Origin of the sequence: Pseudaquabacterium rugosum, assembly GCF_038066575.1 — a bacterium.
GTDB lineage: Bacteria > Pseudomonadota > Gammaproteobacteria > Burkholderiales > Burkholderiaceae_C > Pseudaquabacterium > Pseudaquabacterium rugosum.
The window spans coordinates 295,295-309,944 of sequence record NZ_JBBUTF010000003.1 but is presented as its reverse complement, the minus strand read 5'-3'; the positions used below and the strand labels follow the sequence as shown (position 1 = coordinate 309,944).

9 protein-coding genes are annotated in these 14,650 nt (G+C 62.2%); 2 read left to right on the top strand and 7 right to left on the bottom strand.

Going from position 1 to position 14,650, the window contains the following annotated elements; genetic code table 11:
* The first annotated feature begins 107 nt into the window (after positions 1 to 107).
* Positions 108 to 794: a GntR family transcriptional regulator gene (locus tag AACH11_RS03940; RefSeq protein WP_341372894.1), complete on the top strand. Its 687-nt coding sequence runs from the start codon at positions 108 to 110 to the stop codon at positions 792 to 794.
* Positions 795 to 858: 64 nt separating this feature from the next.
* Here the strand turns inward: AACH11_RS03940 and AACH11_RS03935 are convergent, their stop codons facing one another.
* From AACH11_RS03935 to AACH11_RS03905, 7 genes are all read right to left on the bottom strand, one after another.
* Positions 859 to 1,080 (bottom strand): DUF6429 family protein, encoded by a 222-nt coding sequence (locus AACH11_RS03935; RefSeq protein WP_341372893.1) that lies wholly within the window; start codon positions 1,078 to 1,080, stop codon positions 859 to 861.
* 85 nt (positions 1,081 to 1,165) lie between these two features.
* The gene (locus AACH11_RS03930; RefSeq protein WP_341372892.1) at positions 1,166 to 2,704 is read right to left on the bottom strand and encodes a DNA polymerase; all 1,539 of its coding nucleotides are present in this window, start codon (positions 2,702 to 2,704) and stop codon (positions 1,166 to 1,168) included.
* 4 nt (positions 2,705 to 2,708) lie between these two features.
* Complete coding sequence (locus tag AACH11_RS03925) at positions 2,709 to 4,373, bottom strand: RNA-directed DNA polymerase (RefSeq protein ID WP_341372891.1); 1,665 nt, start codon at positions 4,371 to 4,373, stop codon at positions 2,709 to 2,711.
* 680 nt (positions 4,374 to 5,053) lie between these two features.
* Complete coding sequence (locus AACH11_RS03920) at positions 5,054 to 6,106, bottom strand: restriction endonuclease (RefSeq protein WP_341372890.1); 1,053 nt, start codon at positions 6,104 to 6,106, stop codon at positions 5,054 to 5,056.
* Between the two features lie 151 nt (positions 6,107 to 6,257).
* Positions 6,258 to 7,190 (bottom strand): hypothetical protein, encoded by a 933-nt coding sequence (locus tag AACH11_RS03915; protein WP_341372889.1) that lies wholly within the window; start codon positions 7,188 to 7,190, stop codon positions 6,258 to 6,260.
* Between the two features lie 1,930 nt (positions 7,191 to 9,120).
* Positions 9,121 to 9,534, bottom strand: a complete 414-nt coding sequence (locus AACH11_RS03910; RefSeq protein ID WP_341372888.1) for a hypothetical protein — start codon at positions 9,532 to 9,534, stop codon at positions 9,121 to 9,123.
* A 494-nt stretch (positions 9,535 to 10,028) separates the two neighbouring features.
* On the bottom strand, positions 10,029 to 11,102 hold the full coding sequence (locus AACH11_RS03905; protein WP_341372887.1) for an LLM class flavin-dependent oxidoreductase: 1,074 nt from the start codon (positions 11,100 to 11,102) through the stop codon (positions 10,029 to 10,031).
* A 312-nt stretch (positions 11,103 to 11,414) separates the two neighbouring features.
* Here AACH11_RS03905 and AACH11_RS03900 point away from each other — a divergent pair, with 312 nt between their 5' ends.
* Positions 11,415 to 14,591 (top strand): BACON domain-containing protein, encoded by a 3,177-nt coding sequence (locus AACH11_RS03900; protein ID WP_341372886.1) that lies wholly within the window; start codon positions 11,415 to 11,417, stop codon positions 14,589 to 14,591.
* Positions 14,592 to 14,650: the final 59 nt, after the last annotated feature.

The window sequence follows — 14,650 nt, the reverse complement described above, 5'->3', positions numbered from 1 at the left end:
GCGGCACCGCCCGCGTCGCCCGGCATCGGCCCGCACCGGCCTGTGACAGACTGCGGCGCCCGCCGCCCACGCCGCGCCCCCGGATCCACCCAGCCCGAGCCTGCCCCTTGCCCGCCGACGCCCGCTTCAAGATCGAGACGTCCAAGTCCCTGGCCACCCGCGTGGCCGAGCGCCTGCGCGAAGCCATCGTCGATGGCGAGTTCGCACTCGGCGCGATGATTCCCGAGGAGCAGCTGGCCACGCAGTTCGGCGTCAGCCGCACCCCCGTGCGCGAGGCGCTGAACCAGCTGCAGATGCAGGGCCTGGTGATCGTGCGCCCACAACGCGGCAGTTATGTCTTCGAGCCCACCGAGGCCGACATCGCCGCCCTGTGCCAGTTCCGCTGCGCCGTCGAGCCCGCCGCCGCCGAACTGGCCTGGGCCCACGACCCCGCCGGCACCCGCGCCAGCCTGCAGGCCGCCATCGCCGAGATGGACACCGCCCGCAGCGCCCGCGACCCCGTGCGCTACAGCCGCGCCGACACCCGCCTGCACGAGGCCTTCTTCGCCCACTGCGGCAACGCCTACATGCAGGCCGCCTACGCCACCGCCGCCGCCCGCATCGCCACGCTGCGCACCCACCTGTCCGCCCCCGGCGACGTGGCCGACAGCCGCGGCCACGAACAGCACATCGCGCTGCTGGCGCAGTTCGACGCCGGCGACTTCGCCGGCTTCAGGGCCCTGATGGCCGCGCATGTGGACGGCACACGGGCGCGGTATGTGCAGCGGCTGGCGGTGCGCAGGGCGGAGGGGTGAGGGGCCGTCCGGGCTGAGGCGCGGGCGGGCAGGGCCGCCGCAGCGCGAGGGGCCGCGAGGGCCTTCAGCGGCCGAACATCTGGTCGGCCAGGGCCTTGGCCCGAGCCAGACCTTCCGGCGTCAGGTGCACCGATTCGGCCCGGCCGCGGGGATCGGTGATCAGCCCCTGCTCGGCCAGCGCATCCATCACGCCGAAGTCGTAGCGTTTCCACACACGGCCGTTGTCGAATTCGAACGCGCCCAGCAGGGCGAGGACGGCGGATTCGATTTTCTTGGGGTCGTGCATGGTGGGGATCCTTTGCTTGAGGGGTAGTCGAAGCTTAAATTCTGAGCAAGGGGTTAGGCGTCATTCAACTACCGCTGCCGTGCATTCATACTGCGGGTGGCGCGTATAGATCGAGTGACGCCTTGCCAACAATTCGGTGTGAGAAGTGTTCTGACATTACCTCAGAAAACGCTCGTACAAGGTTCTTCGAGTCGTACTCCGGGGAATGCTGCACCAGTGCCGCGTCATGCATTGGTATTTTCAACTCTAGCGCACTGTCATCACTAAGTCGAAGTAGTGCCTTCTTGAAAATGAGAGAAGCCGTTCCCTGAACCACTTGACTTACGGCAGATCGCTTCTCAGACGGAGACAAATCCCCGTCTCTAACTCTATTCAGATAATTGCCGAAGCTGGTTCCGATCCTGCCCTCGTCTTTAAACTTCTGGCATACCTGAAGCTTCCAGTTCTCAAAGATCGAGAAGCTACGGAAGAACGCCCTTGCAGCTGAACGTTGAGCGCCAAACGCAACGGCCGCATCGATCAGACTCTTAAAGTTCATGCCGTATGCGTACGAAAGGAAGAGTCGCTTTGCTTGTTTCCGCATTGTCGCGCTACAGAACAGACTTTCGGAGACCTTCTGATATAGATCACCCTCGGAGTAGAGTGCTAATAGGACGGGATCCTCCGAGAGCGCGGCCATTATTCCAACTTCGTACTGATCGTAGTCGACATAGGATAGAACCTTTCCCGCATCGGCGCACACGATGTCTCGATGCCGTTTGGCGAGATTTTGCAGGGACGGATCCTTGAAGTAAATCCGCGAAGTTACGGAACCGAAGCAGTCGACAATTGGATGAATCCGCTGCTGACTAAAGGGTATAGCCGACAAGAGTTGTCGTGAGTTCGCCAGCTTCTTGAGAGATTTCAGATCGGCACCAAACTCGCTAGGAACGAATTCAATCACGTAGTCGACATTCACGTCAGTGAAGTCAAACCCAAGCGGCGTAAGGTATTCGATTACATCCTCGTCGCTGGGTACCTCAATTGGGAGTGAGTATTTGGTGGAGAATTGCTTAAGTGCCATATAGTACTCGTGCTCGATGTTTTTCTTATGTTGTCGCAGGCGTACTTGATCTATGGCGATTCCCTCCACGGCTGACTCGATCAAATACTTGCTGACTGGTTGTTCCAGCTTGGAGTATCGAGCTGCCTCGCCTGTCCGAATGGCCGCAGCTTCTAGTGTCTGCCAGTGTGCGAGCATCGCCGAGCCCACTTCCTCATAGACTGCAAGATCGAGAGGTTCAGTGCGATTGAATATAGCGACGTACCTCTTCAGTACATCCTGTCGCGGTCCTATGCCGGCAAGTGACCGAGATATATCTACCTGTTCTCTTCTTCTTCTCTCGTCTCTGAATCCGCAAGTGGAGACCCGATAGTCTTCAAGGTCAAGCACACTTTGAGGCAGGGCGCCGGCACTACGAAAGAGACTTCTGGCAATCAGCCAGTAGTCGTGGCAAATGAAGTGCGCGTCGTCCTTGGCCAACTCCGTCGGGTGCGTCTCCCGCAGCGTGCCGTCCGCCAAGATAAAGTACCGATCAAACAGGCGGTCGGTATAGTCTTTCTGGAACAAGAGTACCTTGACCATGGGCTCAGTCGTAAGGGCTAATGTCGTCGTAGAGGTTAATGACGCTTGACCTCTCTGGCTCTGCGATAGGTTTCCCGGCCTTGAAGTACGGAAGTGCCCGATGGACTGTGTTTCGGACTTTGGGGCCTAGCTTCTCAACAAGTGGCTTGAGGTCTGCTCGGTCCAAATCGCTGGTGGCGAGAAGAAAGCAGCGCTGGTGATAGTAAGGCCAGCTTGTGCTGAATCTCTCAACCAGCGGCGCCAGTCTTGCTGACTCTCCGACGCATGATAAGTAGACAAAGATTGCTGGAACTTCCGGCGCCAACAGTTGGTTGGTAATTCTAAGATTGGCTAGTTCGACGAGTTCTTCTGTCTTGTGTCTGCGTTTGGCAATGACAAACCATAGATGGTAGTTCTGCCAGGAATGAATCGATCTGCTGTGGTCTCGCAGATACCGCTCAATCCGGTCCAGTGCATCAGTCGGTGGATTCAGCATGGACAGGAGGCGGCAGTATTGGTCTGTTGAGGCTGGGTGGTCCTCTAGTGATTCGAGAATTAGTTCCACCAGTTGGGCTGCAATCGGTGACTGAATATCAAATAGCTTTGCGTCGGCAAGCCGGCATAGTCGATTCACGGCAAATCGGAACTGTCTGCTTTGAGTCTCCTTCTTGGCAATGCACTCCTCAAGCAGTTGGAAGATGTAAGTGGCCGACCTGGCGATTGTGCGGCGGCTGCGTGATCGCCACATGTTGTCGATCGTCACGCTGCGATCGTCGCTGTTCGGAAAGAAGTCCGCGATCTCAGATTCGCTGCTTGTGGAAGTGAGGATCTTTGTCTTTGCGGAGTTTATGTTCATCCCAACCGTTCGCAATTCGGCAATAAGATCGATCAGAGCTCTCTTTGCTTCGGGCGCGCTCTTGCAAATTATGCGGATGTCATCGACGTACCGAAAGTAGTCGTAGTTCATCGAGCACATCTTGTGATCCACAGAGTTTAGAACGACGTTTGCGATGAATGATGAGGCGTCTCTGTTTTGTGGTAACCCGTGACGACTGCTGTATCCCCAGCGGGTCAAGAGTTCACACAGTGTCTGTATCGCGTTTCGGATTTTTAGCTTTTCCGGCCCTGTAGCTTCCAGCGTTGAAAGTGCGGTCTCGAAGCACCGTTGGATTAGCTCAACAGAGATGTTTTCGAAATAGTTGATTAGATCGGTGGCAAGGAGGGCTTGATCGTTTCGCAGGGCCGTGTAAGTGACGCCTTCAAAGGTTCTCCAGAGTTCGATCCGATTCTTGAAGAGGTACTTCTCTTCCTTGCGTCGCTTGTTGTATCGATGGCCGAGCACTCTGGGTGAGAGTATTGGGTCAAAGAATGGAATCAAGTAGGAGCAAACTGCTTGATATACAAATCTGTCGTAGAAGTCGGTCTCCAGGGAATAGCGTATTCCGAGGCCCTTCTTCGGAATATCATAAACCTGCCGAATTGAGCCAAGATATCTGCCATTGCCTTCGAGCAACAACTCAGTGACAACCTCTTTGAGGCTCTTCTGATTCGCAAACAGATCCTGGTGCTGGATGGGGTCGAAGAACCAGTCGTCGCGCATGTCTTGATGCATGTGTGCCAAGACGGCGCTGATATCGATTGGGAACGCCAGGACTCCGCTGTTGCCCCAAGCCGCTTCGATGTCGTGCATTTGACTGTTTGGTTTACTGATGGAGTCAGTCTATACAGGTACACCCTTGTGCGCCGGCGCGAAGCTCGCGGCTCTGTCTTTCCGGGCGTTGGGAGGTCGGTATGATGCCTAACGCCCACGGTAAGCTGCGCCGCAAGGAGCGAAGCGAGTGGAGGGCACCGAAAGCGAAGCTTTTGGCGTCAGCTTGACCAACCAGTTAGGCCAGCGGCGTGTGCGAATGGGGTTTTGCATGTGTTGACCGTTAGGTTGGAGTGTCCAGAATACTCGGGCAATGGCCATTTGCGCCACCGCTGCGCAACCTTAAGTTACGGCCCATTCCTTTGGGTATGGCGTGTAGTCCCAAGGCTCTTCGGAGGTGTATTCACCATAGTCGAAAAACTGGTAATACTTGTTCATCGCCTCGAAATGGCAAGAGGCCTCAAATGTTGCGACAAGTCGAGCTCCTGGCTCTAGAAGTGAGCGAAAGTCATTTCCATGCGGCCCGGCTAGACATAGCCCAGGAAGCATTTGACCGTTTTTGTCTGGCTCTTCCCAGACTTCATGAAGCAGTGTCGTCACAGCGAAAGGCCTAACGCCCAAGGTAAGCGGCGCCGGAAGGAGCGAAGCGAGTGGAGGGCACCAACAAGGCCCATGAAAATGGCGAAGCCATGGGCCTTGTTGGCGTCCGCTTGACCGCCCAGTTAGGCCTCTGCGACTGCTGCATAAAAAGCGGCAAAAGCGCTGTCAGAGTTACGAAGCTGTTGGATGTCAATTCCCTCTGCTGCGTTCAAATACACAGTTCTCATATTTCCAGCCCCAGAGGGTTTCAGTGTTCGTCTATCTAGGCCTATCCAGTCTTCAATTTCGCCTTCTGGAATGGCTGCATCCCAGTTCTCGAAATCCACACCTCGCTTGAGCATATCACGGGACATCTGAACATCGCCATCTCCATCAATTACGAAGAGTACTTTCGTCCTTTCCGAGCCGAGTGCCCGGACAGCATTGGCGACTCTAGGTGCTGAGACCTTGCCTTTTGCTGCGACAATTCTGATTGATTTAAGTGATCCCTCTCTGGCTAATATCTTTCCTGCAAAGAAGGTCAGCAGTTCACGATCCAACTCGCCCTCGCATACAACGATGAGGTCAGTGGCATGTGCTGATGGGGGGTGCTGAGAGAAAACACTTCCTGTTGCTGAATCGAAAGAAAGACGTTCAATATCCACCTGACTTGCAGCGCTTCCTGTGACAACTTCGACATCTGTGGGGAAATACACTACGCCCTCTTCGGCTGCTTGGCGGAGTTTTCGTTTGAGTACGAATTTGAAGCCTAGGTCGCGGTTTATCGCGGCGTCAATGTCGTGTTGATCGAACAGGATTAGATTAAGGCTTTTTCCAAGTGTGAGGGCATCGACAGCGTCTTTTGAGTAGCCTGACATCGACAAAAAAATACCGATGGTTCCGACTAGCTTCCCATCAACTTTGCCCTTAAATTGATAAAGGGTCGAGGCTGGTACGGGGTCTTTGTGCCACTTGGCTTCCAAAAGAAAGACGGTTCCATCTAGAAAGAATGATCCATCAATTTGCTCTCCAGGAGCCTTGTAACTGGTGCGTGGGTCGAGCGAGTCTGCGTGAAGCAAATTAACAAGCAATCTTTCAAAGCGATATCCACGGTTTCTGTACCAGGTCGCCTCAGCCCCAGCTGGAGGTGCACTTAACTCGGTGTATTCGGATTTGATCGATTCTGAAACAGGCATGGTGGCTTGCGTGTTGGATGGAGCCTAAATGACGGAGGCCTAACGCCCAAGGTAAGCGGCGCCGGAAGGAGCGAAGCGAGTGGAGGGAACCGACAAGGGCCATGAGAATGCCGAAGGCATGGCCCTTGTTGGCGTCAGCTTGACCACCCTGTTAGGCCACGAATTTGAATTTTGGTGTTGCAGTTGTATCGTGAAAGGGCGCTTCCTTGGTGATGGCTCTTGCACGAACCAGGATGAGGATTGGCAGGCCAAAAATTGTTAGTATTACGCTACTTGGTTCCGGAATAGCAAGCACGCGATAGCCACGAAGAGTTGCGGTGCCATCGAGGTCGAACCCAGTTGCAGCGCCAGAGACGAACTGAATATAGGCATCCTGACTAACGCTAAAGGTGGTGCCCTCATTAAGGGCTCGATCAAGTAGGTTGGTGACCTCTTGGGCCGTGAAGTAGTACAAGGCACCTGGCGCATAGTCGTAGTTGGTTCTGTTCCAGTGCATGTTGAACTTATAGTGATACGAGCTGCTGCCATCAGGCGAGGGTGTCTGATACTGGCTGAATTGCCTAGTTACCCACAAGTCCTCATACCAGATATTTGCCAGTGGGCCGCTGCCCCTCTCATTTGCGGTAATGCCCTCGGCTGAGTAGTCGGTTGGAATTGGGACAGCGAACGGGCTCGTTGGCACAAAGGCCTCATAAGGGGACACCACTTGAACCGGTCCCGCGAGAAAGCTGTGGAGTCGTGCGGTACCCGAGCCCCAGGGGTTGACTTCGCTCCAGTTTGCGATGACTGAACTGTCAAAGGAAATGCTCATGGACCGAACGTCGCCGACCGACAGCCCGGAGAATGGCGCGCCATCGTAGGAGTAGACCCTGTCCAGCCTAACGTCGAAGTTCAATTCAAGGGGCACTGCGTTTGCGGACAGTGCGACCGATGCGATAGCGAGCGCGGTTAGTGTTTTCATCGTATGTTGTGACGCAGAGTGGAAGAGTAGGAGGCCTAACGCCAAAGGTAAGCGGCGCCGGAAGGAGCGAAGCGAGTGCAGGGTACCGACATGGGCCATAAAAATGCCGAAGGCATGGCCCATGTTGGCGTCCGCTTGACCGACCTGTTAGGCAGAGGCCGCGTTGGACGCGCCGCTGTGCTGAGGTACTCGCTTGCGAGGTTGAACTGGATGTTCAAACCGTGCCCTTCCTGAATGTTTGTTGTGCGCTTGAAAGCGATGCTTCAACTGTAGCGGCCAACCGATGCGCCGCCAAGCGGTGGCGGCGTAGACGCGACCGTGGGCTGTGTGTGCGGTGGCTTGCCACGGCACAAACCTGACGCTGGCCGCCGCAGGACGGGCAGCTCGCAAGGCGAGGGCGCATGGCACTTTGGCGCTGCGCGATGGTGAGCGGGCTGCCGAAGGACAGACGGCCGGAATGAGCCGTGAACATGCGCCCCTTGGCAGAGCTAGGTGAGCCTTAGCGCTGTGCCTGTGCAGACGCCTGGCCGGCGATGGACTTGGAGGGGTTTGGGAATGAAAAGCTGTTCCCGCGAGCGCTGCTTAAATAGAAGCAAACCAGTTTCCAAACTCGCTTGGTATTTGGTGTTGCCTAACGCCAAAGGTAAGCGGCGCCGGAAGGAGCGGAGCGAGTGCAGGGCACCAACACTGGCCATGAAAATGGCGAAGCCATGGCCAGTGTTGGCGTCCGCTTGACCGACCTGTTAGGCAGAGGCCGCGTTGGACGCGCGACTGTGCTGAGGTACTCGCTTGCGAGGTTGAACTGGATGTTCAAGCCGTGCCCTTCCTGAGTGTTTGTTGTGCGCTTGAAAGCGATGCTTCAACTGTAGCGGCCAACGGTGAAAGCGCCAAGCGGTGGCGGCGAAGCCGCGACCGTGGGCTGTGTGTGCGATGACTTGCCACGGCACATAACCTGACGCTGACCGCCGCAGGACGGGCAGCCCGCAAGGCGTGGGCGCATGGCACTTTGGCGTAGCTCGGTGGTGAGCAGGCTGCCGAAGGACAGACGGCCAGATTGAGCCGTGAACATGCGCCACGCGGCACCGCAGTGAGCAACTTAGCGCTGGGCCTGCGCAGACGCCAGGCTGATGATGAGCTTGGCGCGGCTTGAGAATGAAAAACTGCTCTCGCGAGCAGTGCCTAAATAGATGAAAACCTATTGCCAACTTCGCCTGGAATTTGGTGTTGCCTAACGCAAAAGGTAAGCGGCGCCGGAAGGAGCGAAGCGAGTGCAGGGCACCAACAAGGCCCGTAAAAATGGCGAAGCCATGGGCCTTGTTGGCGTCCGCTTGACCGGACGGTTAGGCAGAGGCCGTGTTTGACGCGGCGCTGTGCTGAGGTACTGACCTACGAGCTTGAACTGGATGTTCAAAGGCATGTGCCAACCTGAGTGTTTGTTGTGACGCTTGAAGCGATGCGACCACTGTAACCGGCGATGGCGAAGACGCCAAGCAGCGACGGCGCCAGCCGTGGCTGCGGGATGCTTGCGCGGTGGCTTGCCACGGCGCAAAACCCGACGCTGACCGCCGAAGGACTGACAGCCAACCAAGTCGATGGCGTGTGGCACTTTGGCGCTGCTGGAGTGAGCGTCGGCTGCCGTAGGACAGACGGCCAGATTGAGCCGTAAATATGCGCCCGGAGGCCAAGCCGAGTGCAACTTAGCGCTGGGCCTGCGCAGACGCCAGGCCGATGATGAACTTGGAGCGGTTTGGGAATGAAAAACTGCTCTCGCGAGCGGTGGCTAAATAGAAGAAAAACTATTGCCAGTTGCGCCAGGAATTTGGTGTTGCCTAACGCCCAAGGTAAGCGGCGCCGCAAGGAGCGCAGCGAGTGGAGGGCACCAACATGGGGCAATAAAATGCCGAAGGCATGGCCCATGTTGGCGTCCGCTTGACCGCCCAGTTAGGCGCATTGGATTAATGACTTTAGTGCTACGAAATGGCTTGTCTTGGGGCATGTAATGTAGCCCGCATGCCGAGGCATGTGTGAGTTTGGCCCCAAGAGACTGGTTGTTTCAAGAGTTGCAGTCGGTTGGGTGAATTACGGTGGACCAGTTATCGGTCGCGAGCTTGTCGCTAAGTGTCTTCATGCCCGTGGCTCTGAAGGCATAGGCCACGTTTACCTTGGCATTTTTGAATTCCTTTCTGCCGCAGTAGAAGGACTTTAGCTTGCCCTGTGCATTGGATTTGAATTCTGGGCTCAACTCTTGTCCGTTCAGCATTGCTCCATGGACGGTTAGTGTGCGGTCTGAGTAAGTCACTTCCTCGATTTGCATTACTTCATTCGTCTGAGGTAGCTTCTGGTTCATCTCTTCGGCAATCTTGATCATATGCTTGTCGGTGTTTGCCGTTGCGAGATTGTCGGTGATTTGATCGGAAGCTACTTTTCCGATAACAAGCAAAGCGCAGATGATAAGAAACTTCTTCATATGATGGATTCCCTGGGGCGGATTTGTGGTTCGAGTTGCTGGATGGTTATTTGCGCTGGCCTAACGTGTTGTCGGGAGACTGCACGGCGCCGGATAACAATGGACCACGCCGCATAACAAAGCGCAGTCTGCCTGTCGCAAGTCGTTGTGGCGCGAAGGATTTCCGGCTTTGGACGATCCCGCCGATGCCACTAAAAATTCGAGAAAAGGCGCAAGTCCCGCAAAAACGGATCTGATGTCCGCCGGATAACACCGGAGCATGCCGGATAACACCCGAGCACGCCGGATAACACCGGCGTGTCCTGTCCACGCAAGTCCTTGTCGCTGCACGCCTTCTCCCTGTCCGTGCGGTACTTGCGTCCACCTATCACGGCCGCAAGCCCAGCATTTGTGGCGCCGATTCTGGCCGCAGGTTCCGCTATTGCCAAGGGCAAGCGTCCACGCATCTGGGCACGCCAGATGCCCGCACCGCCCCAGCCGGCCCGGGCCCAGCCTCAGCCCACCCGCCCCACCTCCATCCCCACCACCCCCGCCAGCACCTCATAACTCCTCAACCGCGCCCCATGCCCGTGCACGTTGCACGTGGCGATCCACTCGTCCGCCCCGGTGCGCTCCTGCAGCCGTGCCAGTTGCGCCCGCGCGCTGTCCGGCCCGCCCACCACGCTGACGGACAACATGCGGCGCACCTGGGCGGCCTCGCCGGGGTTCCAGTGGGTCTCCAGTTCGGCCGGGGCGATGGGGCGGGGCAGGGGGCCGCGCACGCCGCGCACCATGCCCAGGAAGCGCTGCTGCAGCGTGGTGAAGTGGAAGGCGGCTTCGTCGTCGGTGTCGGCCAGCACGGCGTTGAAGGCCACCATCACGTGGGGCTTGGGCCAGCGCTCGGACGGGCGGTAGGTGCTGCGGTACAGGGCGATGGCGTCGTCGAGCTGGTCGGGCGCGAAGTGCGAGGCGAAGGCGTAGGGCCGGCCCAGCCAGGCGGCGGCCTGGGCGCTGTACAGGCTGGAGCCCAGCAGCCATACGGGCACGCGGGTGCCGGCGCCGGGGATGGCGCGCACGCGCTGGTGGGGCTCGGCCGGCGCCAGGTAGGACTCCAGCTCCTGCACGTCGCGCAGGTAGGCGTCGTCGTCGCCGACGGCGTGCAGGTGGCGGCGCAGCGCGCGGGCGGTGGCCATGTCGGTGCCGGGGGCGCGGCCCAGGCCCAGGTCGATGCGCTCGGGGTAGAGGGTGGCCAGGGTGCCGAAGGCCTCGGCCACGGTCAGCGGGGCGTGGTTGGGCAGCATCACGCCGCCGGAGCCGACGCGGATGCGCGTGGTGGCGCTGGCGATGTGGCCCACCAGCACCGCGGTGGCCGAGCAGGCCAGGCCGTCCATGTTGTGGTGCTCGGCCAGCCAGTAGCGGTGGTAGCCCAGCGCCTCGGCATGGCGGGCGAGGGCGGTGCTGCGGGCCAGGGCGTCGGCGGCGTCGCCGCCTTCGATGATGGGGGCCAGGTCCAGCACCGACAGCGGGCCGCGCAGCGGGGATGGGGCGCGGGGCGGGGTGTGGGCGTGCGGGGTGGTCGGGTCAGGCATCGGACGATGATGCCGCCATGGGGGCGGGCTTGTCTGGACCTGGGGCAACAGGCCCTGTGGGTCTGGGTGCTTGGGCGGTGGGGCCGGCGCGGGCATGGCCCGCCTGCCTACCCGTCTGCCTACCCGTTTGCCAAGCCCATCTGCCAAGCCTGTCACGCCGCTCGGCTCTACGTGCGGCAGGGCTGCCGTGCTTCCCCCGGAATGCGCGGCGTGTGTCGCGTGTCGGGGGCCGGCCCACCACCCAGAATCCGCCGCCATCCGTGAGGGCCCGGGGGGGCCGTTGGATCACGGGGTCGCAGTGAAGGATGCAGGATGGGATGGGGCGTGAAGGCCGCCGGGCGGCTCGTCAGCGGGGCGCTGGTGCTGCTGGTCGGGTGTGGCGGCGGTGGCGGTGGTGGCGGTGGTACGGCATCCGGCAGTGATGGAAGCGCAAGCGGCAGCGCGCCGGCCACCGGCTGGGCCAACCCGCAGGTTCAGGTGCCGGTGGACAGCCGGCTGCGGGTGGCCTCCAGCACCGGCAGTGTGGCGCTGGCCTATGACGAGGGCAGCGCCGCCGCGCCGGCGGGCGCGCTGCAGGCCGTGGCCACGGGCGATGCCCGGGGCGGGCTGTATGTCGGCGCCACCACGCCCAGCGGCCAAGCCGATCCGAACATCGACCGGGTGGCGGTGCAGGTCACGTCGGCCAGCGCCAGTGGCGGCACCGCGGCTGTCCAGATCCAGCCGCGCCTGGGGCTGGCCGCGGGCCGCTACACCGGCACGGTGCTGTTGCTGGCCTGCCCGGACAGTGCCTGCAGCCGGCAGTACGCCGGCTCGCCCCTGGCGGTGGCCTACACGCTGACGGTGGCGCCGCGCCCGGCCGATGCGCTGGTGGCCAGCCCCACCAGCCTCACGCTCAGCGGCTATGTGGGCGAGGCGGCCACCGCGCCGCTGCAGGTGCAGGGCGGGCCCGCCGGCGAGACCACCGCGGTGAGCGCCGGCGCCAGCTGGCTGACCGCCACGCCGCTGGTGGACGGGCGCAGCACCATCAGCGCCACGGCCACGGTGGCCGGCACCTACAGCAGCCAGCTGGTGCTGACGGCGGGCGCGCGGCGCACGCAGGTGCCCGTGGTCTACACCGCGCTGCCACGCCATCTGGCGCTGGGCACGGCGCAGGCCAGCCTGTCGGCCACCAGCGGGCAGGGCGCCAGTGCCACGGTGGCCATCGCGCGCCTGGCTGGAGGCGCCACCAGCTACAGCGTCCAGACGCAGGACAGCGCCTGGCTCACGGTGGCGGCCCAGCGCGCGGACAGCTTCGATCTGCAGGTCGCCTCCTTGCCCGCGGGGGTCTACACCGGCAGCGTGTCGGTGCGCAGCGGCGACGATCTGGTGCTGCTGCCGGTGCGCTACACCGTGGCCGCGCCGCCTGGTGGCGAGCGCCAGCCGGCGGTGGCCGTCACCAGCCCCACCTTGACCGCGGCCGAAGGCGGCCGCAGCGCCAGCCTGCCGCTGGGCCTGACCCGCGCCAGCTGGAACCCGGAGGTGCGCAGCGCCATCGCCTACGCCACCGGCGGCCCGGTCGGCTGGCTGAGCCTGGGCACGTCGGCCGCGGGCGATCTGCTGCTGCAGGCCGATGCCCGGGCCCTGGCGGCGGGCCGCTTCAGCGCCACCGTCACCCTGACGCCGGCCTGGCCGGCCCAGCCCCTGACCTTGCCCGTCAGCCTGACGGTCGGCCCCGGCCTGAGCCTGCCGGCCGCCCAGACGGCCACGCTGGACAGCGAGACCACCGCCGAGCGCCTGACGGGCAGCCTCACCCCGGCCACCCTCGGCGCCACCGCGCTGCGCTGGTCGGCCAGCAGCGACGCCGCCTGGCTGCAGTTGACGCGCGACAGCGGCACCCTGGGCGACAGCGTGGCCTGGCGCATCGCGCCCGATCTGGCCCAGGCCCGGGGCGGCGACGGCGATCTGACGGCCACCATCACGGTGCGCGCCAACGCCGCCGAGTCCAACCTCGCGCTGACGCCGGTCACCACCCGCGTGACGCTGCAGCGCGCGCTGGGAGAGGTGCACGGCATCGGACCCGGCACGCTGGTGGCCGGGCAGGCGGCCAGCGTGATCGTGCGCGGCCGGGGGATGGCCGGTCTGGCCGATCCGGCGGCACGGCTGAGCATCGGCACGGCCGGCGCGTCGATCACCCCCACCCGCATCACGCGGCTGGGTGACGCGGCCCTGCGCGTGGATCTGCCGGCCTTGCCGGCCGGCAACTCGCCGGTGTGCGTGGGCAATGCGCTGGGCCTCTCCACCCCGTGTGCCACGCTGACGGTGCTGGCACCGCAGACGCTGCCCGCGGCCGGTCTGGTGACGGGCGGCAGCCTGCCGTCGGGCAACAGCCTGGGCGGCCTCGTGCACGATGCGCGCCGCGGCATCCTGTACCTGGCCAACCGGGGCACCGGTGCCATCCAGCGCTGGGCCGATGGCCGCGGCCTGAGTGCGTCCCCCAACACCGCAGCCGAGGTGCTGGCGCTGCCCGAGCTGGATGACATCGCCCTCAGCCCGGATGGGCAGTGGCTGGTCGCCACCGAGCGCAACGGCCGCCTGCACCTGATCGATCCGGCCGGCTTCACCCTCAGCGCCAGCTACACCGCGCCCGGTCCGTTCTTCCCCGTGCCCGCGGGCGGGCATGGACTGGCGATCACCAACGACGGACGGGTCTGGCTGACGGTGGGCGGTGGCTGGAACGCCGTCTACAGCTTCAACCTGCGGACACGCCAGTTCACCCGGGAGACCCTGGGCGTCGGTGGAGATGCGTACTACGGTGGACCGTGGTTCGAGGTCTCGCGCAACGGTGAGCGCCTGGTGGCCGTGCAGAGCGCCAGCCAGAGCCCCGCACCACCGCTGCTGGTGCTGGACAACAGCCAGAGCGGTGGCTGGCGCGCCAACCCGGTCGATCTGAGCTTCTTCTACTGGAGCATGAACGGCCTGGATGACCAGGGCACCGTGCTGCAGGTGATGGGCGGCGTGTGGGACGCCCAGTTCAACGCCCTGGGCCGCGTGGCGCTGCCCGACGCCGGCTGGACGCACGCCGCCAGCGTGCTGTCTCCTGACGGCCAGCGCCTGTACGTGCACGCGCTGCCGCCCGACTGGACCGACGCCAGCAGCACGGTGATGCCGCGCGTCTACGTCTTCGACACCACGGTGCGCGGCGGCCCCTACGCCGCACTGCCGCTGCTGGCCCGCTGGGACCTGCCCGCCTACGCCACCTGCCACACCGACGGCTACGGCAGCGCCTGCCTGCGCCCCCAGATGAGCACCAGCGCCGACGGCCGCAGCCTGTTCATCGCCGGCACCGTGCGCCTGCTGGTGGTGCCGGTGCCGCAGCCCCTGCCCGGCACCGTTGACGCCACCCCCACGTCGGCCGCCGCCACCCTGCTGCGCCGCACCGCCATGCCCCGGCTGCCGCTGCCCGGCACGATGCCGGGCACGCGCCGCGGCGCCTCGCTGCCGCGACGCTGATGTGCGCGAGGGGCGGTGGAGATCGCGTCGGTCCACCCGGTCCGCCGCGGCGGCGGCGT

What these genes read in the sequence shown, in the direction of transcription:
- AACH11_RS03935 (WP_341372893.1), bottom strand. Translation starts at nt 1,080, where the DNA reads ATGCACGACCCCAAGAAAATCGAATCCGCCGTCCTCGCCCTGCTGGGC.
- AACH11_RS03930 (WP_341372892.1), bottom strand. Translation starts at nt 2,704, where the DNA reads ATGGTCAAGGTACTCTTGTTCCAGAAAGACTATACCGACCGCCTGTTT.
- AACH11_RS03925 (WP_341372891.1), bottom strand. Translation starts at nt 4,373, where the DNA reads ATGCACGACATCGAAGCGGCTTGGGGCAACAGCGGAGTCCTGGCGTTC.
- AACH11_RS03920 (WP_341372890.1), bottom strand. Translation starts at nt 6,106, where the DNA reads ATGCCTGTTTCAGAATCGATCAAATCCGAATACACCGAGTTAAGTGCA.
- AACH11_RS03915 (WP_341372889.1), bottom strand. Translation starts at nt 7,190, where the DNA reads ATGGGCCATGCCTTCGGCATTTTTATGGCCCATGTCGGTACCCTGCAC.
- AACH11_RS03910 (WP_341372888.1), bottom strand. Translation starts at nt 9,534, where the DNA reads ATGAAGAAGTTTCTTATCATCTGCGCTTTGCTTGTTATCGGAAAAGTA.
- AACH11_RS03905 (WP_341372887.1), bottom strand. Translation starts at nt 11,102, where the DNA reads ATGCCTGACCCGACCACCCCGCACGCCCACACCCCGCCCCGCGCCCCA.
- AACH11_RS03900 (WP_341372886.1), top strand. Translation starts at nt 11,415, where the DNA reads ATGGGATGGGGCGTGAAGGCCGCCGGGCGGCTCGTCAGCGGGGCGCTG.